General features: G+C 34.4%; 25 protein-coding genes. 16 read left to right on the top strand and 9 right to left on the bottom strand.

Features of this window, described 5'->3' with window-relative positions; all coding sequences use genetic code 11:
• Positions 1 to 40 precede the first annotated feature (40 nt).
• From ASG22_RS15710 to ASG22_RS15635, 16 genes are all read left to right on the top strand, one after another.
• Positions 41 to 445, top strand: a complete 405-nt coding sequence (locus ASG22_RS15710) for a hypothetical protein (RefSeq protein WP_055986656.1) — start codon at positions 41 to 43, stop codon at positions 443 to 445.
• A complete protein-coding gene (locus tag ASG22_RS15705) occupies positions 445 to 1,440 on the top strand; it encodes a BtrH N-terminal domain-containing protein (protein ID WP_055986654.1) in 996 nt (331 codons plus the stop codon). The genes ASG22_RS15710 and ASG22_RS15705 overlap by 1 nt, the downstream gene beginning before the upstream one ends.
• Complete coding sequence (locus ASG22_RS15700) at positions 1,441 to 2,196, top strand: ABC transporter ATP-binding protein (RefSeq protein ID WP_055986651.1); 756 nt, start codon at positions 1,441 to 1,443, stop codon at positions 2,194 to 2,196.
• On the top strand, positions 2,183 to 3,451 hold the full coding sequence (locus ASG22_RS15695; RefSeq protein ID WP_055986648.1) for an ABC transporter permease: 1,269 nt from the start codon (positions 2,183 to 2,185) through the stop codon (positions 3,449 to 3,451). Before ASG22_RS15700 ends, ASG22_RS15695 begins: the two co-directional genes overlap by 14 nt.
• The gene (locus tag ASG22_RS15690) at positions 3,441 to 3,866 is read left to right on the top strand and encodes an acyl-CoA thioesterase (RefSeq protein WP_055986646.1); all 426 of its coding nucleotides are present in this window, start codon (positions 3,441 to 3,443) and stop codon (positions 3,864 to 3,866) included. The genes ASG22_RS15695 and ASG22_RS15690 overlap by 11 nt, the downstream gene beginning before the upstream one ends.
• Entirely contained in the window at positions 3,866 to 5,014 is a 1,149-nt protein-coding gene (locus tag ASG22_RS15685; RefSeq protein ID WP_055986644.1) for a beta-ketoacyl synthase N-terminal-like domain-containing protein, read from the top strand. The genes ASG22_RS15690 and ASG22_RS15685 overlap by 1 nt, the downstream gene beginning before the upstream one ends.
• Positions 5,015 to 5,021: 7 nt before the next feature.
• Positions 5,022 to 5,564 (top strand): hypothetical protein, encoded by a 543-nt coding sequence (locus ASG22_RS15680; RefSeq protein WP_055986882.1) that lies wholly within the window; start codon positions 5,022 to 5,024, stop codon positions 5,562 to 5,564.
• A gap of 75 nt (positions 5,565 to 5,639) precedes the next feature.
• On the top strand, positions 5,640 to 5,897 hold the full coding sequence (locus ASG22_RS15675) for a phosphopantetheine-binding protein (RefSeq protein ID WP_055986641.1): 258 nt from the start codon (positions 5,640 to 5,642) through the stop codon (positions 5,895 to 5,897).
• 73 nt (positions 5,898 to 5,970) lie between these two features.
• The gene (locus ASG22_RS15670) at positions 5,971 to 7,170 is read left to right on the top strand and encodes a beta-ketoacyl-[acyl-carrier-protein] synthase family protein (protein ID WP_055986639.1); all 1,200 of its coding nucleotides are present in this window, start codon (positions 5,971 to 5,973) and stop codon (positions 7,168 to 7,170) included.
• Complete coding sequence (locus ASG22_RS15665) at positions 7,167 to 8,228, top strand: beta-ketoacyl synthase N-terminal-like domain-containing protein (protein ID WP_055986636.1); 1,062 nt, start codon at positions 7,167 to 7,169, stop codon at positions 8,226 to 8,228. The genes ASG22_RS15670 and ASG22_RS15665 overlap by 4 nt, the downstream gene beginning before the upstream one ends.
• 78 nt (positions 8,229 to 8,306) lie before the next feature.
• Positions 8,307 to 9,059, top strand: coding sequence for a polysaccharide deacetylase family protein (locus ASG22_RS15660; protein ID WP_055986631.1), 753 nt, complete (start codon positions 8,307 to 8,309; stop codon positions 9,057 to 9,059).
• The gene (locus tag ASG22_RS15655; protein WP_055986628.1) at positions 9,056 to 9,682 is read left to right on the top strand and encodes a LolA family protein; all 627 of its coding nucleotides are present in this window, start codon (positions 9,056 to 9,058) and stop codon (positions 9,680 to 9,682) included. The genes ASG22_RS15660 and ASG22_RS15655 overlap by 4 nt, the downstream gene beginning before the upstream one ends.
• A complete protein-coding gene (locus tag ASG22_RS15650; RefSeq protein WP_055986626.1) occupies positions 9,648 to 10,283 on the top strand; it encodes a hypothetical protein in 636 nt (211 codons plus the stop codon). Before ASG22_RS15655 ends, ASG22_RS15650 begins: the two co-directional genes overlap by 35 nt.
• Before the next feature lies 1 nt (position 10,284).
• A complete protein-coding gene (locus tag ASG22_RS15645; RefSeq protein WP_082505021.1) occupies positions 10,285 to 10,662 on the top strand; it encodes a 3-hydroxyacyl-ACP dehydratase in 378 nt (125 codons plus the stop codon).
• Positions 10,662 to 11,138 carry a hypothetical protein gene (locus ASG22_RS15640; RefSeq protein ID WP_055986623.1) on the top strand — a complete coding sequence of 159 codons (477 nt, stop codon included), beginning with the start codon at positions 10,662 to 10,664 and terminating at the stop codon, positions 11,136 to 11,138. Before ASG22_RS15645 ends, ASG22_RS15640 begins: the two co-directional genes overlap by 1 nt.
• A gap of 4 nt (positions 11,139 to 11,142) precedes the next feature.
• Positions 11,143 to 12,315 (top strand): DUF2062 domain-containing protein, encoded by a 1,173-nt coding sequence (locus ASG22_RS15635; RefSeq protein ID WP_055986620.1) that lies wholly within the window; start codon positions 11,143 to 11,145, stop codon positions 12,313 to 12,315.
• Positions 12,316 to 12,375: 60 nt separating this feature from the next.
• On the opposite strand, the gene ASG22_RS15630 is transcribed toward ASG22_RS15635, so the two are convergent.
• The 9 genes from ASG22_RS15630 to hutH form a co-directional block, all read right to left on the bottom strand.
• Positions 12,376 to 14,394, bottom strand: coding sequence for an FG-GAP-like repeat-containing protein (locus ASG22_RS15630; protein WP_082505020.1), 2,019 nt, complete (start codon positions 14,392 to 14,394; stop codon positions 12,376 to 12,378).
• 34 nt (positions 14,395 to 14,428) lie between these two features.
• The gene (locus ASG22_RS15625; protein WP_055986616.1) at positions 14,429 to 15,523 is read right to left on the bottom strand and encodes a hypothetical protein; all 1,095 of its coding nucleotides are present in this window, start codon (positions 15,521 to 15,523) and stop codon (positions 14,429 to 14,431) included.
• Positions 15,524 to 15,759: 236 nt separating this feature from the next.
• Positions 15,760 to 17,376 carry a C45 family autoproteolytic acyltransferase/hydolase gene (locus tag ASG22_RS15620; RefSeq protein WP_238586929.1) on the bottom strand — a complete coding sequence of 539 codons (1,617 nt, stop codon included), beginning with the start codon at positions 17,374 to 17,376 and terminating at the stop codon, positions 15,760 to 15,762.
• A 127-nt stretch (positions 17,377 to 17,503) separates the two neighbouring features.
• On the bottom strand, positions 17,504 to 19,045 hold the full coding sequence (locus ASG22_RS15615) for a phytoene desaturase family protein (protein ID WP_055986614.1): 1,542 nt from the start codon (positions 19,043 to 19,045) through the stop codon (positions 17,504 to 17,506).
• Positions 19,046 to 19,234: 189 nt separating this feature from the next.
• Positions 19,235 to 20,119, bottom strand: coding sequence for a lipid A biosynthesis acyltransferase (locus tag ASG22_RS15610; RefSeq protein ID WP_055986611.1), 885 nt, complete (start codon positions 20,117 to 20,119; stop codon positions 19,235 to 19,237).
• A 116-nt stretch (positions 20,120 to 20,235) separates the two neighbouring features.
• On the bottom strand, positions 20,236 to 20,490 hold the full coding sequence (locus ASG22_RS15605; RefSeq protein WP_055986608.1) for an acyl carrier protein: 255 nt from the start codon (positions 20,488 to 20,490) through the stop codon (positions 20,236 to 20,238).
• A gap of 4 nt (positions 20,491 to 20,494) precedes the next feature.
• A complete protein-coding gene (locus tag ASG22_RS15600; protein WP_055986605.1) occupies positions 20,495 to 21,715 on the bottom strand; it encodes a beta-ketoacyl-[acyl-carrier-protein] synthase family protein in 1,221 nt (406 codons plus the stop codon).
• Positions 21,716 to 21,782: 67 nt separating this feature from the next.
• Positions 21,783 to 22,514, bottom strand: coding sequence for a 3-oxoacyl-ACP reductase FabG (gene fabG, locus ASG22_RS15595; protein ID WP_055986602.1), 732 nt, complete (start codon positions 22,512 to 22,514; stop codon positions 21,783 to 21,785).
• 71 nt (positions 22,515 to 22,585) lie between these two features.
• On the bottom strand, positions 22,586 to 24,106 hold the full coding sequence (gene hutH / locus ASG22_RS15590) for a histidine ammonia-lyase (RefSeq protein ID WP_055986599.1): 1,521 nt from the start codon (positions 24,104 to 24,106) through the stop codon (positions 22,586 to 22,588).
• Between the last annotated feature and the right edge of the window lie 66 nt (positions 24,107 to 24,172).

Here is a 24,172-nt window from a genome sequence, read left to right as displayed (position 1 = left end):
AATATTTTTCATCTGAAATCTAAAACTTAAGAATATTTAGATGAAAAAGCAAGACCTTCCTCAAGACGAAAGCAATCTAAAATCGGCCAACATGACCGAGGTTTTGTACGTGACTGATGAAAATAATAATTATACAACAGCCAACAGCATCGGTTGGGAAGTTAAAAAAGCAGCGTTGGACGAATCTTTAGCGTTGATTAACGAAAGAATTGAAGAAGCAAAACAAAATGTTGCCAGTAATATCGTAAGTCCTATTATTTATTTCATGGAACTCAATAAGATGGATTTACAGGTTCTTGCAGCCTATGTCGGAATGTGGCAGTGGCGAGTGAAAAGACACGCAAAACCAAAAATTTTTAAGACACTAAGCGAATCTGTACTGAAAAAATATGCCGATGCATTCGGAATTTCAGTGGATGAATTAAAAAACTTCGACGGAAAATAATGGAACTTAATTTTGAACATCACCAGACAGCACATTGCGAAAACGGTGTTGCCTCTAATTTATTATTAAACAAAGGCTTAAAACTCAGCGAACCGATGATCTTCGGAATCGGTTCGGGATTATTCTTTGTATATCTGCCTTTTTTAAAAGTAAATTTTGCTCCCGGTTTCAGTTATCGTCCGATGCCCGGTGCTATTTTCAGCAAAGCAGCAAAAAGACTCGGAATTAAAATTAAAAGAATAAAATTCTCAAATCCGGCAGAAGCTCAAAAAGCATTAGAAAAAAATTTAGAAAACAATATCCCGACAGGACTTCAGGTTGGAGTTTTTAACCTGACTTATTTCCCAGAAGAATATAAATTCCATTTCAATGCGCACAACTTAGTCGTTTACGGAAAAGAAGACGGAAAATTCCTGATCAGTGATCCCGTAATGGATTACACAACAACGCTGACCGAAGCCGAACTGGAAAAAGTAAGATATGCCAAAGGGGCACTTCCTCCGAAAGGTCATATGTACTACCCCACTTATATTCCCGAAAATGTGGATCTTGAATCAGCCATTAAAAAAGGAATTAAGGATACCTGTAAAAATATGTTGGCTCCAGTTCCTATTATTGGGGTAAAAGCAATGAGATGGGTAGCCAAAAGTATCCCGAAATGGGCTGCGAAAAAAGGAACAAAAACAACTAATCATTATTTAGGTCAATTAATCAGGATGCAGGAAGAAATCGGTACCGGCGGTGGTGGTTTCAGGTTTATTTATGGTGCATTTTTACAGGAAGCGGCGGTAATTCTTAAAAATGATGAATTGAGAGAGTTATCTAAAGAAATTACAGCAATTGGCGACCTTTGGAGAGATTTTGCAGTAGATATTGCAAGAGTTTACAAAAACAGAAATTCCAAAAGCGATATTTACAATCAACTTGCAAAAACAATGCTCCATATCGCAGATCTGGAAGAAGCTTTCTATAAAAAACTGAAAAAAGCGATCTAAATGGAGAATTTTATTGAGATTAAAAATTTATATAAAAAATATAAAAATGCAGAAGAATTTTCTGTAAATGATATCTCGTTGACGATTGAAAAAGATGAAATCTACGGAATTCTCGGACCCAACGGAGCCGGAAAAACAACATTGATTTCCATGCTTTCGGGGTTGATAAAACCTACTTCAGGAAGCTTTAAAATCAACGGTTTATCACCTCAAAAAGAGGGTTTTAAATTAAGACAAATCATCGGAATTGTTCCGCAGGAATATGCTTTATATCCGACCTTAACAGCTAAAGAAAACTTAATGTTCTTCGGAAGTCTGTACGGTTTAAGCCACAAAAAACTAAGAAATGCGATTGATGAATCCTTAGAAATTATGGGTTTATCAAAATTTGCTGATAAAAAAGTAGAACAGTTTTCAGGAGGAATGAAGCGCCGTTGTAATTTGATTGCCGGAACACTTCACAATCCGAAAGTTCTGTTTCTTGACGAACCGACTGTTGGTGTTGATGTTCAGTCTAAAAAAGCAATCATCGATTACCTTTTGGATTTAAATAAAAAAGGAACTTGCATCATTTACACTTCGCACCACCTTTCGGAAGCGGAGGAGTTCTGTACAAAAATTGCTATCATCGATCACGGGAAAATCCACGCTGTCGGAACGCCTGAAGAATTGGTGAACAGAGTGGCGAGTGCCGAAAATTTAGAAGATGTGTTCATTTCATTAACCGGAAAAGAATTAAGAGATGTTGTTGTATAAATTGTGGAGAAGCTTCGTTAAAGAAATTCTTTTATTGAAAAGAGATATTGGAGGAATCGTCATCATTTTCGTGATGCCCTTATTGCTGATTATCACGATTACCTTGATTCAGGATTCAACTTTCAAAAACTTGGAAGGTTCTAAAATCCCGATTATTTTTATTGATAACGACAAATCTGAAATTTCAAAAAATATAAAGCACGAACTTGAAAGCAGTAAAACTTTCGAGCTTTTGACCAATTATACTGAAAAATCCGCCCAAGATGCGGTTTTTGGAGGAGATTATCAGATGGCAATTGTTATTCCTGAAAATTTAACGAAAGATTTAAATTCAAATATTGATTCCAAAGTTCAGACGATTGTAAGCTCGTTTGGTCTGGAAGAAAATTCTGATAAAGCTCAGTTACCAGCGGTGAAAGCCAAAGACATTCATCTTTATTTTGACCCCGCTACCAATATCGGTTTCAAAAATAACGTGATGAATGCCGTTAATAAAATGGTTTTTGAGATCGAGAATAAAAAGATTTACAAAGCATTTCAGGATCAGTTGGGAACAACCGAAAATCTTGAAGAGAATAAAAATTTAATCAGCTTTAAAGAAATTACGCCTCATAAAGGAAAAATGGATGTGATGCCAAATTCGGTTCAGCACAATGTTCCGGCTTGGGCGCTGTTTGCCATTTTCTTTATCGTCGTACCTTTGTCGATTAATTTGGTTAAAGAAAAAAGTCAGGGAACGAGCGTGAGAGCAAGAATTAGCCCGACGCCTTACTTTGTTCATATTTTAGGAAAAACGTTTACTTATTTGATCATCTGCATCATTCAGTTTTTGCTGATGGTTGCTGTGGGAATTTACCTTTTCCCTTACATGGATTTACCGCAATTTGATGTCACTGGAAAAATGTTCCAACTTATCGTTGTCACCTTATTTTCAGGGTTAGCAGCAATTGGATTTGGAGTTTTATTAGGAACAATTGCTGACACCCAGGAACAATCTGCGCCATTTGGAGCAACTTCCGTAGTTGTTTTAGCTGCAGTTGGTGGAATCTGGGTTCCTGTTTTTTTAATGCCAGAATTCATGCAGACTATTGCGAAATTCTCTCCGATGAATTGGGGATTAAATGCGTATTATGACATTATTTTAAGAAACAGCGGAATCGGCGGAATAGCAAAAGAATTGACATTCTTATTTTTATTCTACCTTGCAATGGTCGGAATTTCATTAATTTACGAAAGAAAACAAAATGCAGTCTAAAGAAGATATAATCAGTTATACAGAGAAAGTTCGGGTACGTTTCAACGAAACAGATCCTCTCGGAATTGTCTGGCATGGGCATTATATCGTCTATTTTGAAGACGGCAGAGAAGCTTTTGGTCGTGAACACGGTTTAACTTATCTTGACATTCAAAAAGCAGGTTATGTAACCCCGATTGTAAAAAGTACTTGCGAACATTTTCTTCCTTTAAAATACGGAGAAACCTTCAATATTGTAACCACTTTCGTGAATTCAGCTTCAGCGAAATTAATTTACCGATACGAACTTTTTAACGAAGAAAACAAACTGGTCTGTTCGGGAGAAACAATCCAGGTTTTTCTTGATTCTGACAACAATTTATGTTTATATAATCCTGAATTTTTTCAGGTGTGGAAAGATAAAATGGGATTATAATGACGAAGGAAGTGTATATTACAGATTACAACTGCGTCACACCTTTAGGTTTTGATGTTCTTTCCAATTGGAATGCCCTTTTAGAAGGAAAATCCGGCGTAGCTTTACATAAAATTATAGAAAATCAGGAGCCATTTTACGCTTCTATGATTAGTTCTGAAAAGTTGAATGAAGAGTTCAATAAAAACTTCGACGGAGCTCAGAATGACAATCAGGATTTTACAAGGTTGGAAAAAATGTTTTTATTAAGTTTAAAACCTTTGGTTGAAAAACATAACATTTCAGAAGAAACGGCTTTTATTTTATCAACAACAAAAGGAAATATCAGTTTATTAAAAAATCAAAAAACTTTACCCGAAAGTGTTTTCCTTTCAACCTTAGCTCAGAAAATTGCTGATTTTTTTGGATTTAAAACAAAACCAATTGTTGTTTCCAATGCCTGTGTTTCCGGAGTAATGGCGATTGCTGTTGCTAAAAATATGATTCAGGCAGGAAAATACAAAGACGCTTTTGTAATTGCCGGCGATGAAATTTCAGAGTTTGTGATTTCAGGCTTTAATTCTTTTCACGCAATCGGAACTGAAATTTGTAAACCTTACGATAAAAACCGTGACGGAATCAATATTGGTGAAGCAACAGCAGCAGTTTATATCACTTCGGAATCAAATAAAAACGAAAAGTTTAGTTTTAAAGTCTTGGGAGATTCAGCGATTAACGATGCCAACCACATTTCCGGACCGTCAAGAACTGGTGACGGATTATTTGCGAGTATCAGGAATGCTATGACAGAAGCCAACGTTTCAGCAAAACAAATAGATTTTATTTCTGCACACGGAACGGCGACAATCTATAACGACGAAATGGAAGCTATCGCTTTCAACAGAATGGAATTACAGAATGTTCCTTTAAATAGTATGAAAGGGTATTACGGACATTGTTTGGGAGCATCAGGTTTATTGGAAAGCATTATTTCAATGGAATCTGCTTTAAAAAATACTTTAATTCCATCGAAAAATTTTAAAGAAACGGGAACTTCCCAACCTTTGAATATTATAAAAGAAAACCAACCTGCGGAAATCAAATATATTTTGAAAACAGCTTCAGGTTTTGGCGGGTGTAATGCAGCCATTGTTTTGGAAAAATGTTAAAATGAAGATGATGAAGAAAACAGACATTTGCAGCATAGAAAATTCAAAGATAATTCTCAACAACGAAATTATTTTTGAAACCAAAACCGAAAATTTTTCAGATTTTGCGAAAGAAGCTTATAAAAGTTTAGAACTGAATTATCCTAAATTTCATAAAATGGATAATTTGAGCAAATTGGCTTTTCTAGCTTCTGAAATGATTTTAAAGGATGAAGACCATAGCAGAACCGCTTTAGTTTTTGCCAACAAATCATCAAGTTTAGATACTGATTTTAAATATCAGGAAAGCATTAATTCTCAGGAAAATTATTTTCCGAGTCCTGCAGTTTTTGTATACACCCTACCCAATATTTGTGTGGGTGAAATCAGTATCAGACATAAAATGCAGACAGAGAACGCTTTTTTCGTTTTGGATGAATTTGATGAAAAATTTTTAACCGATTACTCGGAACAGATTTTACAGTCTGGAAAGGCTGATAAAGTATTGTGTGGCTGGGTAGAACTATATCAGGAAAGTTATAATGCTTTCGTATATTTGCTGACTTTATAAATGTAACAATATAACAGTGTAACACTATAACAATCTTAAAATTGGTAAACTGATACATTGTAAATTAAAGAAATTATGGAAAACTTAAGAGAAGAATTAAAACACAAAATCGTAGAAGTCCTTAATCTTGAAGACATTGCAGTAGAAGAAATCAAAGATACAGATCCTTTATTCGGAGGAGGTCTTGGTTTGGATTCTATTGATGCTTTGGAATTGATCGTACTTCTTGATAAAGAATACGGAATCAAATTAGCCGATCCGAAAAAAGGAAAGGAAATTTTTACGTCTATCGATACAATGGCTAAATTCATTGAAGAAAACAGAACGAAATAATTCAATCTAACAATATATCAATGTAACAATTTTGGTACACTGGTAAATTGACACACTGGTACATTATTAAAAGATGAGTCAAAAAATTGCCATAACAGGAATGGGAATCATTTCCGCCATTGGGAACAATGTGGAAGAAAATTTTGTTTCGTTGACGACCGGAAAGCACGGAATTTCAGACATTAGCCTTTTTGAAACCCGCCACGCCGGAAATATCAAAACGGGCGAGATAAAATTGTCTAATAAAGAGCTTGTTGAAAAACTTCAGCTAAATGAAGATAATAATGCGACAAGAACTTCTTTATTAGGAATGGTTGCCGCAAAAGAAGCTGTAGAAAGTGCCGGAATTTCTAACATTAATGAATATAAAACCGGACTGATTTCCTCAACCAGCGTTGGCGGAATGGATATTACGGAAAAATATTTCTACACTTACGAAGACTTCCCTGATAAGCAAAAATACATTGACTCACATGATGCGGGAAATTCATCATTATTGATTGCAGATTATCTGGGCTTAAAAGGTATGGTTTCAACCATCAGTACGGCCTGTTCGTCTGCTGCCAATGCGATTATGATGGGTGCAAAACTGATTAAAAACGGAGTTTTAGATCGTGTGATTGTCGGCGGTACAGACTCACTTTCAAAATTTACTTTGAATGGTTTTAATACCCTGATGATTTTGACGGATTCTTATAATACTCCATTTGATAACGACAGAAAAGGTCTGAATTTGGGTGAGGCAGCCGCTTTCATTGTTTTAGAATCTGATGAAGTTGTTAAAAAACAAAATAAAAAAGTTTTAGGTTATCTTTCAGGATACGGAAATGCCAATGACGCTCATCATCAAACCGCTTCTTCGGAAAACGGACAAGGTGCTTATTTAGCGATGGAAAAAGCGTTAAAAGTTTCTGGTTTAGAGAAAGAAAACATCGATTATATTAATGTTCACGGAACGGCAACTCCGAATAATGATTTATCGGAAGGAATTGCAATGATCCGAATTTTTGGAGAAAACAATGTTCCTGAATTCAGTTCTACAAAAGCATTTACAGGTCACACTTTGGCTGCTGCTGCGGGAATTGAAGCAGTATATTCATTATTGGCAATGAATAACAATGTAATTTTTCCGAATCTGAATTTTAAAACAAAAATGGAGGAATTTAATTTAACACCAGTGACTGAACTCAAAGAGAAAAACATCAATCATGTTCTTTCCAATTCATTTGGTTTTGGAGGAAATTGTTCAACTTTAATTTTCTCAAAATCATGATTCCAGTTTATATTAACAGTACGGCTTGTATCTCTGTTCAGGATACTTTAAATGAAAATTTTTTCACCAATCTTAAACCTGTCAATTCACCTCAGGTATTAAAAGCTATCGAACCGATTTACAAAGAATTCATTCCGCCTGCAATGATCAGAAGAATGTCTAAAACCGTAAAAATGAGTTCAGTAGCTTCACAATATGCTTTAAAAGAAGCCGGAATTGAAAAGCCCGATGCTGTTATCGTGGGAACAGGAATCGGCTGTTCTCAGGATTCTGAAAAATTCTTAAAAAATGTATTGGATAATAATGAAGAGTTTTTGACTCCGACGTTTTTTATTCAATCTACTCACAATACCGTTGCAGGACAAATTGCTCTGGGATTACAGTGTCACGGTTATAATTTCACGTATGTAAATACTTCTTCATCTCTGGAATTTTCATTGTTGGATGCAAAATTGCAGATTAATGATGGCGAAGCAGAAAACGTTCTGGTAGGTTCAACAGACGAGCAAACCGACCGAACAATGGAATTGTATAAATTAAACAAAACCATTAAAAAAGAAGAAAATCTTCCCGTTGACTATTTGAATTCAACAACTGATGGGTCAATTTGGGGAGAAGGGGCAAGTTTTTTTGTTTTAGGAAAAGATAAAACAGAAACTTCTTACGCTCAATTAAAAGATATTCAAATCATTAATACATTAGATTTAGAAGAAACTCCAAAATTTATTGAAGATTTCTTAGTTAAAAATAATTTGAAAACAGATCATATTGATGCTGTAATTTTAGGTTTCAGCGGAGATGCAAAATCGGATGTTTATTATACAAAAGCAATGGATTTATTTGAAAATTCTGCATTAGTATATTACAAACATTTAAGTGGAGAATTCAATACAGCAAGTGGTTTTTCAACATTTATAGCTTGTCATATTCTTAAAAATCAGGAGATTCCAGAAGTGATGATGATTAATTCTGTGAAGACGAAAGAAATCAAAAACATTCTTCTTTATAATCATTTGGGTGGGAGTGATCATAGTTTGGTTTTGTTGGGGAAAGCTTAATTTTTTAAATGTAATAAACATGTGAGGTTTGGATCCTGAAACAAAAAATTTTAAACCAAAAATTCAAAACAATAAAAGATGAAACATTATCAATTTATCCTATTTTATCTTTTCTGTAACGTTTTTATTTATGCGTTTCATGGAACTTTCTGGGTTTATTTATTTTGTTTTTTACTGTTTTCTGCGGTGGTTGTTTGGGGTTCTTTTGATATAACTTTAGGATATTTCATCAACAGCGTTACTCACAAAATAACAAAAATTAAAGAAATTGCTTTGACTTTTGATGATGGACCGACTGAATTTACTCCGAAATTTTTAGATTTATTAAAAGAAAACAATACAAAAGCTACCTTTTTCTGTATCGGAAAACAGATTGAAAAATATCCTGAAACTTTTCAAAGAATTATTGCCGAAGGTCATACCATTGGAAATCACACACTTTCACATTCCAACAACACCGGATTTTTATCAACTTCAAAAATGATTGAGGAAATTGATAAATGTGATGAAGTGATGTTAAATGTGGGAAATTTAAAGACCAATTTGTACCGGCCTCCTTTCGGAGTCACTAATCCAAGTATTGCAAAAGCAATCAAAAAGACTCAAAAACAAAGCATCGGTTGGAATGTTCGCTCGTTAGATACGATTACAGATAATGAGAAAAAAATTTACCGAAAAGTCACAAAAGGCTTAAAAAAAGGAAGTATCATTCTTCTTCACGACACTTCCGAAAAAACGTACAATGTGTTGAGAGATTTATTAGTATTTTTGGAGGAGAAGAATTACTCAACTTTTACAGTTGATTCAATGAATAAAAATCAAAAAAAATGATTAAAAATATTGCTTTCCTCGCCTATTTATTAGTTTCCAGTTTCTTTTTTGCTCAAAATACAGCAATGTCTGGAACGGAGGCAAAAGCATTTGTAGCCAAAGTTTCGTCGGAAACCAAAGAAATAAAAACTTTGCAAAGTGATTTCACCCAGACCAAGAAAATGGATTTTTTGGATAAGAGCATCGTAACGTACGGAAAAATGTCTTTAAAAACTCCAAATATGCTAAGCTGGAAGTATACGAAACCTTATCAGTACAGCATTATTTTTAAGGATAATAAAATTTTCATCAACGATCAGGGCAAAAAATCTTCTGTGGATGCAAAAAGCAAAACTTTTGAAAAAATCAACAAACTGATTGTGGGAAGTTCAAACGGACAGATGTTTAATGATCCTGAATTTTCAGTTTCTTATTTTAAAAATGTCAATTACAATATTGCAAAATTTACCCCGAAATCAGCACAGTTGCTGAAATATATTAAGCAGATCGAACTGAGTTTTCCAAAAGGTCAGTCAACGGTTTCGCAGGTTAATATGACTGAGGCTTCGGGTGACACTACGAATATTGTTTTTAAAAATACAAAGATCAATGCGCCGATTGCTGCTTCAGAATTCAGTTTATAGCCTGATTTTCTTATTGTTCGTTTCGTGTAAAACGTACAGATTAACGGACGCAAAACTTGTTTCCAATTCTGAAAAAACAGTTGAAAATTTATATTTTTCTTCCGATGAAGATTATGTTTATAAATGCCAGATGGACATTTACAGCAATCACGTAAGTGGAATTTTAATAGTAAAAAAGCTTAACGAAAGCACTCACCGTGTTGTTATGACTTCAGATTTCGGAAATAAATTAATTGATTTTGAAATTTCAGATAATAATTTTAAACTGAATTATGTTCTTCCCGATTTAGATAAAAAAATGGTCATTAATTTTTTAAAGAATGATTTTCAGGAACTTTTAAAAAGAAAATATCCTGTGAGTAAAAGTTTCGAAAACGAAAATTCTAATATCTATCTTTCAAAAATTGATAAAAAAACATATTACTTATTCTTTGATAAAGAAAATGGTTTACTGAAACAAATCGTTTATACTAAAAATAATAAGGAAAAAATCGATTTTACTTTTGATGCAAAAAAACATATCTTCGCTGATAGTTTGAATCTTCAACACAAAGATTTCAAGATCAATATAAAACTATTTCAAATAACTGAAACAGAATAATATGCAGACCATCCTTACAGATTTTTATACATTAAAATCATACGAAAAGGCAGAAAGCGGAAGTTTTGTCGCCAATATTACATTAAATCAAGACCATGACATTTTCAAAGGTCATTTTCCGGGAAATCCTGTAACACCGGGCGTTTGTATGATGCAGATCGTAAAAGAACTTACTGAAGAATTTACAGGCAGAGAATTATTTTTAAAGACGGCTTCCAATGTGAAGTTTATGGCGATCATCAATCCTTTTGAAACGCCTGAATTAAAACTTCAACTGGATATCAACGAAAGTGATGAAGAAGTGAAAGTAAAAAATACAACTTCTTTTGGCGAGACTATTGCATTAAAATTGTCAGTAAATTATAAAAAATTGACATAATGAAACTTATCTTTTCATTTTTAACAGCCTTCTTCCTTTTCTTTCAATCGGGTCTTGAATCGTTGAGAGAAAGTTATGCAAAAGCAAATTCTTCGAATGCCAATACCGAGGCTTTTATTAATACAGCAGAAAAAACTTCAGGCTCTGACCCTGTGATCCAAGGTTATAAAGCCGCTGCAAAGATTATGGAAGCCAAAATTACCAAACAGAACAGAAAAGCACTTGTGAAATCCGGAGCGACAGATCTGGAATCTGTTATTAAATCTAATTCTAATAACATCGAGCTAAGGATAATTAGAATGAGTGTTCAGGAAAATATTCCCAAAATTGTCGGATATCGCGGAAGTCTTAAAGATGATAAAGTATTTATTCTTGCTAATTACGGAAAGCAAAATACGGCTTTAAAAAACTATATTAAAAGATTTGCTGCTCAGTCTAAAACAATGACTGCTGAAGAAAGAGCAACATTAAAATAAAACAATGACCCTTCCTGAAGTACAAAATGCAATTTCTGAAAAGAAAATATGTGTTTTAATACCTACTTACAATAATGAAAAAACTCTGAAAAGAGTGATTGATGGTGTGTTAGATTACACTGAAAACATTATTGTTGTAAATGACGGATCAACCGATTCTACTCAGAATATTTTACATCATTATTCACAAATAAATGTAATTAATTTACCTGAGAATAAAGGAAAAGGGAATGGGTTGAAAATTGGCTTCAGAAAAGCAAAAGAATTAGGTTATCATTACGCTATCACGATTGATTCTGACGGACAGCATTATCCTGATGACATTCCTGTCTTCGTTGAAGCTTTATTAAATGAAAAAGAAGATGTTTTATTAATCGGGAACCGAAATATGTCTCAAGACGGAATTCCGAAAAAAAGCAGTTTCGGAAATCGTTTTTCTAATTTCTGGTTTTGGTTTGAGACGGGCACTAAGCTGGAAGATACTCAATCCGGTTATCGATTATATCCTTTACATAAAATTCCAAAAAAATATTTTACGCCCAAATTTGAGTTCGAGATTGAAATTATTGTAAGAACTGCGTGGCGGCACGTTCATGTAAAAAATGTTCCGATAAAAGTATTGTATGATCCTGCTGAAAGGGTTTCGCATTTCCGACCATTTAAGGATTTTACAAGAATCAGTATTTTGAATACGATTTTAGTAACGATTACTTTAGTCTATATTATTCCGAGAAACTTCGTGAATAATTTCAAAAAAAAAAGTTTTAAAAGATTCATAAAAGAAGATGTTTTAGAAAGCGACGGAAGCAATCGCATTAAAGCATTTTCTATTGCGTTGGGTGTTTTCATTGGGTTTTCTCCGTTTTGGGGATTCCATACATTATTGGTGATTTCCCTATCTGTCCTTTTTAAGCTGAATAAAGTCTTGGCTTTTGTTTCTTCCAATGTGAGTTTACCACCGTTTATTCCGTTTATTATTGCCGCATCTTTGTTTCTCGGATCTCCATTCGTGCATGGAGAAAGCAACCTTCTGAGCCAGGAACTTAATTTTGAACTCATAAAAAATAATCTTGTTCAATATATTATCGGAAGTTTTATTTTAGCCACTTCAATGTCGGTAATTTCCGGTGTTGCGACTTTTCTTTTCTTGAATAAACTAAGCCCGGAGAACGATTAATCAATAAAAACTGCAAAGCCTTTCGACCTTGCAGCATGAGAATAGTTGTTATTTAATTGATTATTTCTTTGTTATTTTTTGAGAATATTTCTGTCCGTTTTTATCTATTACGATCAACATATAATTCCCTGCGTTTAATTCTTTAATTGAAATTGAATTTCTTTCTATCTTCGTTTGTAAAACCATTCTTCCACTCATTTCATAGACTTTAGCATCTACAGGAACAAAATCTTTTTTAGTTTTGAAATTAATCAAATCATCCGTTGGATTTGGATAAACCGTGAAAACTTCCTGAGCCGCTTCAACTTCTTTAGTATTTAAGAATGATCCTTCTATTACGTTTAGCGTCGTGTTCGGAGTTACATTATTAATAATATCAACCAATCCTGAAGGCCATTTTACCACCACTTTTGTAATTGCCGTAGCCTGACCGATTCCGAAATGTGCGTTTAGTGTACTCATATTTCCGAATCCTGTTCCGCTTTGTACATCACGGATCTGTTTTCCCCAGGCACCATAAATCTCAACTCTTGCACCGATTCCGTTTCTGTTACTTTGAGTTCCTTTTAAGGTTACTTTCAGCCATTTATTGGTATTTCCGGCATTCATCAAAACACTGTTTCCATTCTGAATATCGAGGAATCCGTCATTATTTAAGTCTCCGATAGGACGATCGTAATAACCTAAATTATAAGCATTTGGGTTTGGAGTAAACGTAAAATCACCATTTCCGAACATGATTGTGTTACTTGCACCCAAAATGTCTAAAAATCCATCATTATCAAAATCATGAGTAACATATTCTCGGCTTAAAGCATTTGTTGCATCATAACCTGAACCTGCTGATTTATCTGTAAATGTTCCGTCGCCATTATTTTTCATGACTTTGCTCAGACCGTTGCTTGTAGAATTAATACCGATAACGGCATCCATCCAGCCGTCATTATTAAAATCTCCCCATGCCGAAGACCATGTCTGAGTAGCATTTGCCATATTTGCCGTAGCAGCCACATTCGTGAATGTTCCGTTTCCATTGTTTTTGTGAAGTTCATCGATGTTTCCGCCGGGACCTGAACCGCCGCCACTACACTTAGCGATATATAAATCCATATCACCATCGTTATCATAATCAATCCAGATAGAACCGTAGTTTCCGCCGGAAGGGAAATCTCCCAATCCACCTTGGTTGTGATTCATATTCGTTCCGTCGTTCATATAATATCTGTTCGGACCATTATCGTCACACACGAAAGCATCCAGTCTTCCGTCATTATTGATGTCGATAAAATTTGTTCTCTGTACTAAAAAAGATTGTGGCTTTTTCTCAGAAGTAAATCCTGTACCATTTGCATTAGCTTTCACCAAAGCAATTCCGCTTCCTGAGCCATAAACGAGATCATTATAGCCGTTATTATCATAATCTCCCGCAGCAATACTCCAAGAAGGCGTTATCGTTGTTGTTGGGACTGTATAGGTAATATTATTGAATCCACCTCCTGGCTGTTGATAAGAAATCATAATTTGTGTAGCACTTACCACAGAAACAATATCATCAAGATAATCTCCGTTCATGTCTACGATACAATTATTAAAATTTCCGGTAATCGATACTGGTTGCGAAACAAAAGACAGACGATCCGGAGTAACCACTATAACGACTTCAGAGAGATTAATATTAAAACCTAAAGAAGAATATTTGTTGTCAAAGGCTATATAATACGTTGTCCCGGCAACTGCATTAAAAGTCACCTGAGAAAATGTTCCTGTAAAATCATCATTGGCAGTCAAACAGGTTAGCGCTCCGCAATTCCCCGTAAAGACCATCATACGGGTATCTGCATTCTGTCCGGCTGCAGATGTGGTAATTTTTATTGTCTTATTTTCTGTAGGAGTATATTTATACCATAATCCTTTCAAGCCCGGTGCTCCCAAAGAACACGCCGTTATCGGTGCATCTCCTGTAACGGCCGGGGCTGTAACTGTTCCTACGGCCAAAGGAACTGCGGTGGCACATGTTAATTGTGCGGTTCCCCATGCAACATTTAGCATGACTACAAAAAGGGATAGATTTCGTTTCATTTTAATCAGTTCGTTTATTGGTTATTATTAATTTTTATGGACAGTTCTGATTTAACGTATTGATCCACTGTTTTAAAAGATCAACCCCTTCATCATGAACAATCGTTCTGCCCAGTAAAGGCATTCTTGTATTTTCATTGACAGAATTAAGCCTGAAATGCATAACAGATTTATTAGAATTTCCCGGTGTGATAATTCTTTCTAATGAAGGATCAATCGGTTCGTCAGCCATTACACAAACCCCTAATTTTGACAAAGCAGTTGTCTGGCTGAAGCTTAAACGAATTGCCCGATAATCACAGCGTGCATTGTCCTGATGGCAGTGTGCACAGTTGATATCCAGATAAGATCTCAATCTGATATCTAAAGGCTTGCCCGTATCTTTATAATTTACAGTAGAAACGATATTGGAAGGATAACTTTGCAAATAACCTTCATCCACTAATTTCTGAAGCTGGTTTTTAATTCCGTTCGGATAATTGTAGGAAACATTTAAGTTTTGCGGTTTTACACCAATGGGAATTGGTTTGTTATCTAATTTATGACACGCCAAACATTCTGTTTCAGATGGAATTCTGTAATCGGTGGTAACAACTTCGTTATTATCTTTTTTAAATGTAATATTTTTGGAGCTTCCGCTTGTAAAATCTGTTCCGGTTACCAGTTCTGCTTCTGTCTGAGCATCATTCCATAAATACTCTGCGAAAATCCAGCCACTTGATTTTTTAATCATCAATCGGGTTTCAATAATTTTTGTAGTATTACCCGGCTGTATCGTATTGTAATAAAAGTTTTTGATTAAAACCGTTCCTACAGGGAAATTCAATGTCTTATCATCTGCATCATAACTTGCTTTCACGCCGCTTGGCATCCAGATAAATCTTTTTTTCGATGCATAATCTGTAAAAAGAGAGCTTGCCGGCTCGTAAGGAATCACTTTTGTATTAGGAATCAGATTTTTAAGATCTCCCGTAAAGAACGCGTAGGTTGACAATTTTGTATAAGGAACTGCATCAATATTGAAATTAACAAATGAAGTTTCAGTTTCAACGCTTTCTATTTTTTCGTCACTTTTACAGGAAAACAGGATTAAAAAACACAATAAAGATAATAAGTAAAATTTTTTCATTCACATTCAATTTAAAAAACGAATATAAATAATAAATCTACTTTCCACCAAACATTTTTATCAACAAAAACGACAATTCAGTTAAAATACAAAAACACAACGATTAAATTAAAATAAATTCAACAACAAAAACCCACAAAACATTAATAAAACACAAATCAAATCTTTAAGAATTTTAAGTAAATAGAATGAATACAAATAACTTTCAGCCCAAAATTATTACACTAAATCTGAAATTATTTTAACTTTTTTAATGTTTTATATAAATATTTTTCCACATTTTCTTTATCTGGAACGGTTGTGATTTCTTTAGTCAATGCTTTTTCGAATTCTGTTTTTGCTTTAGCATATTCTTTTTGATTAAAATAATATTTTCCAGCTTGATAGTAAACAAGCCAAAAATCCGGATTCAAAGATTGATAATGACTGATAAATTCTTCTGAAAGCATTTGTTCTTTATGATCGATGGCATCTTCAATCTGAGAACTCAGCTTTTTATATTCCTCATAATTTTTGAATTCCTGAGAATCTACAAATGGATCTTTCGCAATATTTAAATCTGATCTTGAAAATTTCCCGCTTTTCAATCTTTTCTCGGAAAAAATTTCATTGAGATCATAACAGACAAATTCGCCCAATTGATAAGGATTCGAAGACACCCAAACCAACTTTTTTTGAGGCGAAAAGATCACCGCATGATGTGCCAGCAATTGATTGATAGCCTTTTCATTTCCAAAACCTATTTTCTCACTTTTTAATCCTGATTTATCTCTTAAAATTGAAGCCATTTTCTCAGGATTCAACTTCTTATTTTCCTGCAAAAGTTCCTGCAGTTTTTCGTAGCGATATTCAGAATGACTTTCTACAATATGCTTTTGATTTCTCTTATCATCTTTATAAGCATCCGATTGAAAATGATTGGTACAAAAAATCTGACTTGTATTTTCTACTTTATATACTCCAAAATTATCCGGAGAGACTTCAATAATCACCGCATTTTTATCATTCGCACTTCCAACCAAAATGGATTCTGAAACAAAAACTTTTCGCTTTTTGGCAATCGCAATCGCTTCATCAATGTTCTTTGCATATTGCAGAATTTCCCTTGTCACCAATGAAATCGGAGTTTTTGCCGTCAACGGAATTTTAGATTTTCCTGCATTGATGGTTACCGTAATTCCTTCTTTATTCATTCCTGAAACGACCCCGATCATGCCAGGCCAACTTACAGACAGGTAAGGAATTCCTTCTTCCGGTTCTACAAATTGAACCAATTTATTTTTCGCAAAATCATCACCTACATAAAAGTCAAAATTTCTTCCAATCAGCAAATCTCCGTCTTCCGTATTTTCATTCCAAACTGCAAGAGAAGTACAGCCAACGACCATCAAATCCTGCATTGCATGACCAATGTCGTGCGCCCCATGCAAGTACATATTCCGTAAAAATTTCGGAGCAATAAAATCATATTTATCTGATGAATATTGAGACAAACCGTACAATTCTGCCTGATAATCTTCTCTTACATTCAAAAACATTTTTCTGTTGTACCATTTTAAAAAACCTCTTAAAAGATTTTGCTTAAATTTTGACGGAACAAAACCTTCAACTTTAGAAAAGAAAATTTCTTCCTGTTTTTGCATCAGATTTTGCGTTAAAGCTCCATTATTATAACCCAACTGCAAAGGATTTCCTTTAATATATAGCTCCCACAGCTGCTGTTTATTCTTTGTTAAATAATTTTGATTAAAGCTAAAAGTAGAATCGTTGATTTTATTAACCTTCGGAATTTCAAGGGAATATTGTTTTACCTCAGGAATGTGTTTAATGGATTTTCTTATTCCACACGACACTATACTAAGAGTTAAAGCAATGAAAAATATTAACTTATTTATGTCATTTCGACGAAAAGAGAAATCTTCTCTTAAAAAATGAGATTCTTTACTACGCTTCGTTTCTGTATTGATGACAGGGTATATATTAGTTTTCTTCACCTTTATTTTTATTAATCATTTGTGTCAATCGCTCCTCAAGCAATTCTTTCCCTAAAATTTCAGCACAGGTATTGAAAGCACCAATCGTACAGCCTAAAATTCCATGCATATTCACAGATTGACCCGTAAGAAAAAGATTATTGATCTTCGTTCTTGGAGAAACCATTGTTTGCAAAGGATTCTCAGAGTTTTTGATATAGCCGTACATATTTCCTTCAAAGCTTCCGATATAATCACGGTAGGATAACGGAGAAGAGGTATGAATATTTTTAATACAATTTCTGATATTCGGGATTTTTTTTTCTAAAGCAGTAATCATTTTTTCCGCTTTCCCCATCTTGAATTTCCCATACAGTTCCCCCCTCTCATGTTCATCTACAACGGTATTAACCGTTTTTTCCCATTCTTTCACTTCATTAAAATCCATGTATGAAATGGCGGTCAGACTTTCTGCAAATTCAGGTTCATATTTCGATTGAGTACAAGAAAGCATATACGTTTCCGGCCATGAATTTTTCTTATACCGATACGCATTCCAAACCAATTTTTCGTTTGAATAATGGTAAATATTATAATTAAAATTCGGAATAGTCTGAGGTTTTAAAACCAAATAAACACTGAAACAAGACGACACGGGTTCCCAGCTCAAAACCCTATTCAAAAAGGATTTTTTTAAACGTTTTTCACCAATTAGTTTAATCGTCGAACGAATTTCTATATTGGAAATAAATTGTTTCGCTGAATATTCTTTTCCACCTTTCGTTTTTACGCCTGTTAAGGAATTATCTTCATTAAAAATAAATTCGGAAACTTCAGAATGCTTATGAATTTCTGCACCATATTGACGAAGTTTTCTAATTAATAATTTTGAAATCTGACTTCCGCCTTTTACACATTTGTAAGCACTTTGAATGTACGAGTTGACCGTCAAAGCATGCACGTAAAATGGAATATTTTCAGAATCTCCACCGTATAAAAAATTTGAACCTAATAAGACAGATTGTAGTTTTTTATTCTGCGTAATCGATTCAATAAATCTTTTGGTATTGAGATGCAGAATTTCTTCATTGTAATGATCTTTCCCGACCACATTATATCTCGGAAACTGATTGCAAACCCGTTGAATTTCTTCACAATAATTTTCAAGATTTTCTCTTTCTTCCGGAAAATAGTGAAACAACTGTTCAATAAAATTTTTATAACCCTGAGCGTGAGGATATTCTATCTCGTCTTCTCCGAATGTGATTTTATCGTACCCATCTTCATCCATTTTCTGAAGCTCTAACTCATCCATAATTTCCAGATAAGAAAAAAACTGATGAAGATTCTGACCTGCTGAAAGTCCTCCCAAATAATGAACTCCAGTATCAAAAATCAATTTATCACGGGAAAAAGTCTGTAAATTTCCTCCGTATTGATTATTTTTTTCCAGAATGCAGACTTTCAGACCTTCCTTCGCCAAGATTAGAGCCGAAACAAGACCTCCCAATCCGCTGCCGATTATAAGTATGTCAAATTCTGTTTTCAAAAGGAAAGAATGGGTTTCTTTAAAGATAAATTTAGAAATTAACGATTTTGCCGTTAGTATTCAACACCGTTTATATTCCTACAGAATGACAAACTATGCAAATAATAATCAGCTACAAATTAAAATTAATCCTAAATCTTAAATAGGTTGAGTTTAAAATTAGTTTTTTCAGGAGTAAAAGTAGGAAATTTAATCAATATCATCCCAAAAATCAAAGTAATTGAACCATTGAAGAGGATATTTCTTGATCATGGTCTCAAGATTCTGAGTATAAGAGTTTAAAAGTCCCTGAGCATCGCGCTTTTTAATGTTTTGGGCAACTCTTGCGTATAAATGATAATGAAGATTTTTCTCTTTCATTACATACACATACACAACGGGAACGCCCAATCTAGAAGCAATCATAAAAGGACCGGCAGGAAATTTTGCACTTTTCCCAAGCAAATCTCCTTCAAGAAATTTAGATCCCTCAAAATAACGGTCGCCCGTAAAACAGATCAATTCGTTCTTCGACAGCGCTTCATTGATCTCGAAAATATGCGACATATCTTCTTTAACATAGATAAATTTAATGCTGCTCGCTTTTACTGAAACACTTTCCAGATATTCTTTAATGACTGTAACTTCCTGATCTGTTGTCACTAAATTAATCTGACAATCAAAATCAATATCTGCAAAGAAATGTTCTGCAATTTCGAAATTACCAATGTGGGCACTTATTAAAACGCCACCTTTTTTTTCTGCTAAAAGATTTCGCAGGTTATCAATTCCGTCGAATTCGTAGGTATATTTTTCTCTCAATCCGGCGGAAATAGCCGTTTTATCAATCAAAATTGTTCCGAAGGTGAAGTAACTTTTAAATAGAGAGATTTTTGTTTTCCAAAATCCGTAATTCAGTCTTTTCTGAAAGTAATAGGTAAAGTAGCAATTGCTCTTTCTTTCAAACAGAAAATAATAAAAAGCAACAAAATAAAGCACAAAATATGAACTTCTGATTCCGATATTTCTAATGCACCAGACGAAAATTTGGTATCCCAGAATCGTCCCTTTAGATTTACCTTTCCACTTGTTCATAGTTTTAATTCAGCAATACAGCAATTTAAACAGTAACAATTCAGTCTTCAAAAGCATTGGCAAACTGTTAAATTGGTATATTGTTCTGTTATTTAAAGTAAATTTTTAATCGATAATTATGCGTTTTTTTCAGCGATTTTACTTTCGATCGTTGAATAGAAATCTTCAAAAGTGATGATTTCCTTAAAGTCAGCTTCACCCAATTTCACACCGAAATTAGATTCGATCACCACTACCAAATCAATATAATCTAAGCTGTCTAAGCCTAATGTTTTTTTAAAGTGTGCATCATTGCTGATTTCATCGCCGTCTACCTCGAATTCATTCACTAAAAAGTCGTCGACAATCGCAACAATTTTTCCCCTTTCCATGTTTTTAGTTAAATTTTTTAATAATTAATGCGGAATTAGTTCCCCCAAATCCGAAAGAATTCGACAAAAATACGTCAATTTTTTGACTTTTTGTTTCAGTCACAATATTTATCTTTTTAGCCTCATCGTCAGGGTTTTCCAGATTGATATTTGGCGCTACGAAATCATTCTGCATCATTAAAATGGAATAAATAACCTCACTTGCACCTGCCATCCAGCATTCATGCCCTGTCATAGATTTTGTAGAACTCACCGGAATTTCACTCCCGAAAATTTCATAAATCGCCTTAGCTTCATTTGCATCACCAAGCGGTGTGGAAGTCGCATGAGCATTAATATAATCGATTTCATTTGCCGTAAAACCTGATTGTTTTAATGCTCTGCCCATTGCCAAAGCAGGTCCGTCGACATTTGGCGTAGAAATATGTCCTCCATTTGAAGAAAAACCATAACCAACGATTTCTGCAATGATATTTGCTCCTCTTTTTTGTGCCGATTCTAAACTTTCAACAATTAAAGAAGCACCACCACCGCTTGGAATCAAGCCATCTCTATCTTTATCGAAAGGTCTTGAGGCTTTTGTCGGTTCGTCTTCTCTCACAGAAAAAACACCCAATCCATCAAAACTTGCCATTGAATACTTATTGGTTTCCTGAGCTCCACCACAAACAATCATATCCTGAAAACCGTTCTTAATCATCATATAAGCCAGCCCTAAAGAATGTGACCCGCTTGCACAAGCTGCGCTGATAGTTAAATTGATTCCCCTTAATTTAAAAATTGTAGAAAGATTCATCGTCACTGTGGAGTTCATCGATTTAAAAATCGCTCCCGAACCCATTAAAGTCGTATCTTTTTTTTCTCTTGCGATGTCAATAGATTCTACAACTGCTTGAGAAACGCTGTCATTTCCGTATAAAATTCCGACTTCGTTATTATCTAAAAAGTCTTGGTCAATATTTGCCTGTTTTAAAGCATCAAGCGTAGCGATATAAGCATACTCACTTTCTTCGCCCATGCTTATGCGTTGTCTTCGGTTCAAAAGATTCTTCAAATCCGGTTTTGGAACTACGCCCGTTAATCCCGATCTGAAACCAAATTCTTTTCTTTCATCCACCAAAACAATACCGGACTTACCCTGAAAAAGAGATTCTTTCACCTCCTCCAGAGAAGTTCCGATGCAGGAATAAATTCCCATTCCGGTAATGACTACCCTATTTTCCATTTAAAATCTTAAGTTTTAGGTTGCAGTTTTCAGCTATTTACTATAACCTATTATCTGCTCACTGATTTTATGAATAAATTCCACCGTTAATATTAATTACTTCACCTGTAATGTAAGAAGATTTTTTGGAAGCTAAAAACGCTACCAAATCTGCCACTTCTTCCGCTTCACCAAATCGGTTCACAGGAATCATTGCTTTCAATTCATCTTCATTAAATTCCTGAGTCATATCTGTTTTAATGAATCCCGGCGCTACTGCATTTACCGTAATATTTCTTTTCGCAACCTCCTGTGCCAAAGCTTTTGTAGCTCCCACCAAAGCACCTTTTGCCGCAGAATAATTCGTCTGACCTGCTGTTCCTTTTACTCCGGAAACAGAAACCATATTGATAATTCTGCCGTATTTGTTACGCAATAATTTTTGAATAAAGAAATTGGTTACGTTGAAAAATCCATTTAAGCTCGTATTGATCACAGCGTTCCAGTCTTCGCTTGGCATCCACATAAATAATCCGTCTCTTGTGATCCCGGCGTTATTTACAATGATTTCAACAATCGCTTTTGGATTATTTTCCTGCCATTCGGTTAAAACCTTTTGAGTTTCTTCAGCATTTCCTACATCGAATTTAAGAATTTCTCCTGTAGAACCCAATTCTTCAACTTTCGCCAACGTTTCTTTCGCTGCGGCTTCGTTTGAAGTATAATTAATTAAAATATGCTCAATTTTATCTTCTGCCAGTTTTATACAGATTGCTCTTCCAATTCCTCTGGAGCCTCCTGTTACAATTGCACATTTCATGTGTTACTTATGTTAGTTTTAAGTATAACTTTTTTTCTTCCTTATATAAGACAATTAATTTCAATAAAAAATTACATTGCTTTTAAATATTTTCTCACATTTTCCAAATACGGATACATCACCATATCATTTGAGAACGCCGGAATGATCTTTCTTATTTCATCATACAATTCTTTCGTTGAAGATGAAACTTTATCCTGAAAACCAAGATACTCAATTGCCTGAACAATCGTGATGGCTTCAATCGTCAATACTTCAAAAGCATTTTCAATCACTTTTCTGCAAATTACCGCAGCATTCGTTCCCATGCTTACAATATCCTGATTGTCATTATTATTCGGAATACTGTGAACATACATCGGATTCGACAACATCTGGCTTTCTGCCGTCGTGGATGTTGCCGTAAACTGAACACCCTGCATCCCGAAATTAAACCCTAATTTACCTAAATTCACAAATGGAGGCAAAATTTCGTTGATTTTAGCATTCAAAAGATAGTTTAACTGTCTTTCAGCAAGCATCGTCAGTTTAGTCACCACAATTTTCAGTTTGTCCATTTCCAAAGAAATATAATCTCCGTGGAAGTTTCCTCCGTGATAAACGTGCTGATCTTCAACATTAATAATCGGATTATCGTTCGCTGAATTGATTTCGTTTTCCAACACTTTTTCAGTGTATTCCAAGGTATCCAAAACAGGTCCCAAAATCTGCGGAACACATCTTATAGAATAATATTCCTGAACTTTTTCTTTGAAAACTTTCTCTTGCTCTTCAAAGTGAGTATATAAATGATCTGCTCTTTTTCTGATTAATTGGCTATCGGCCAGATGTTCACGCATTCTTGCCGCAACTTCCTGCTGGCCTTCGTGAAGTTTTGTTCCGTTCAGTGCTTGAGATAAATGATCGTCGTATGCCTGAACAATTTCATTGATGGCGCAAGATAATTTAATCGAAATATTCGTTAATTGATTCGCTTTATGCGCATTAACAACGCCAATTCCCGACATTACAGAAGTTCCGTTCATTAAGGCCAGACCTTCACGGATTTCAACCTGAATAGGCTGCAAATTTTCAACTTCAAAAACCTCTTTTGTAGATTTTCTTTCACCCTGATAGAAAACTTCGCCTTCACCAATTAAAACCAAAGCTAAATGAGCTAATTGTACTAAATCACCACTCGCCCCGACACCTCCGTGTTCAAAAATCAACGGTGTAACATCTCTGTTTATTAATTCTTTAAGCAAATTAACTACCGATTGATGAACTCCCGAATTTCCAAGAGACAATGTATTTAATCTTGCCAGCATACAAGCTTTCACCTCATCAGCAGGAAGCGGATTTCCTATACCTGATGAATGGCTTCTGATTAAATTATACTGAAGCTGATGCGTATCTTCATCACTGATTTTGAACTGTGCCATCGGTCCAAAACCTGTATTCACACCATATATTACTTTATTTTTTGAAAATTCCTTCAAAAACTGAAAACTTTTATCCACTCTGGCAAGAAGTGTTTCATCCAGTTCTATTTTCTCATTCTCAATGATGATTTTTTTAAAGTCGTTCAGTTCTAAAAAGTTATTTATTTTCATTGAATTAAAAAGTAATAGTATATAATTTTGTAAATATTAATTAATTGTCATTAATTTTGCGGCAAA

Origin of the sequence: Chryseobacterium sp. Leaf405 (assembly GCF_001425355.1) — a bacterium.
Taxonomy (GTDB): domain Bacteria; phylum Bacteroidota; class Bacteroidia; order Flavobacteriales; family Weeksellaceae; genus Chryseobacterium.
The sequence above is the reverse complement of the archived record's forward strand: the minus strand, read 5'-3'. Positions and strand labels throughout refer to the sequence as shown.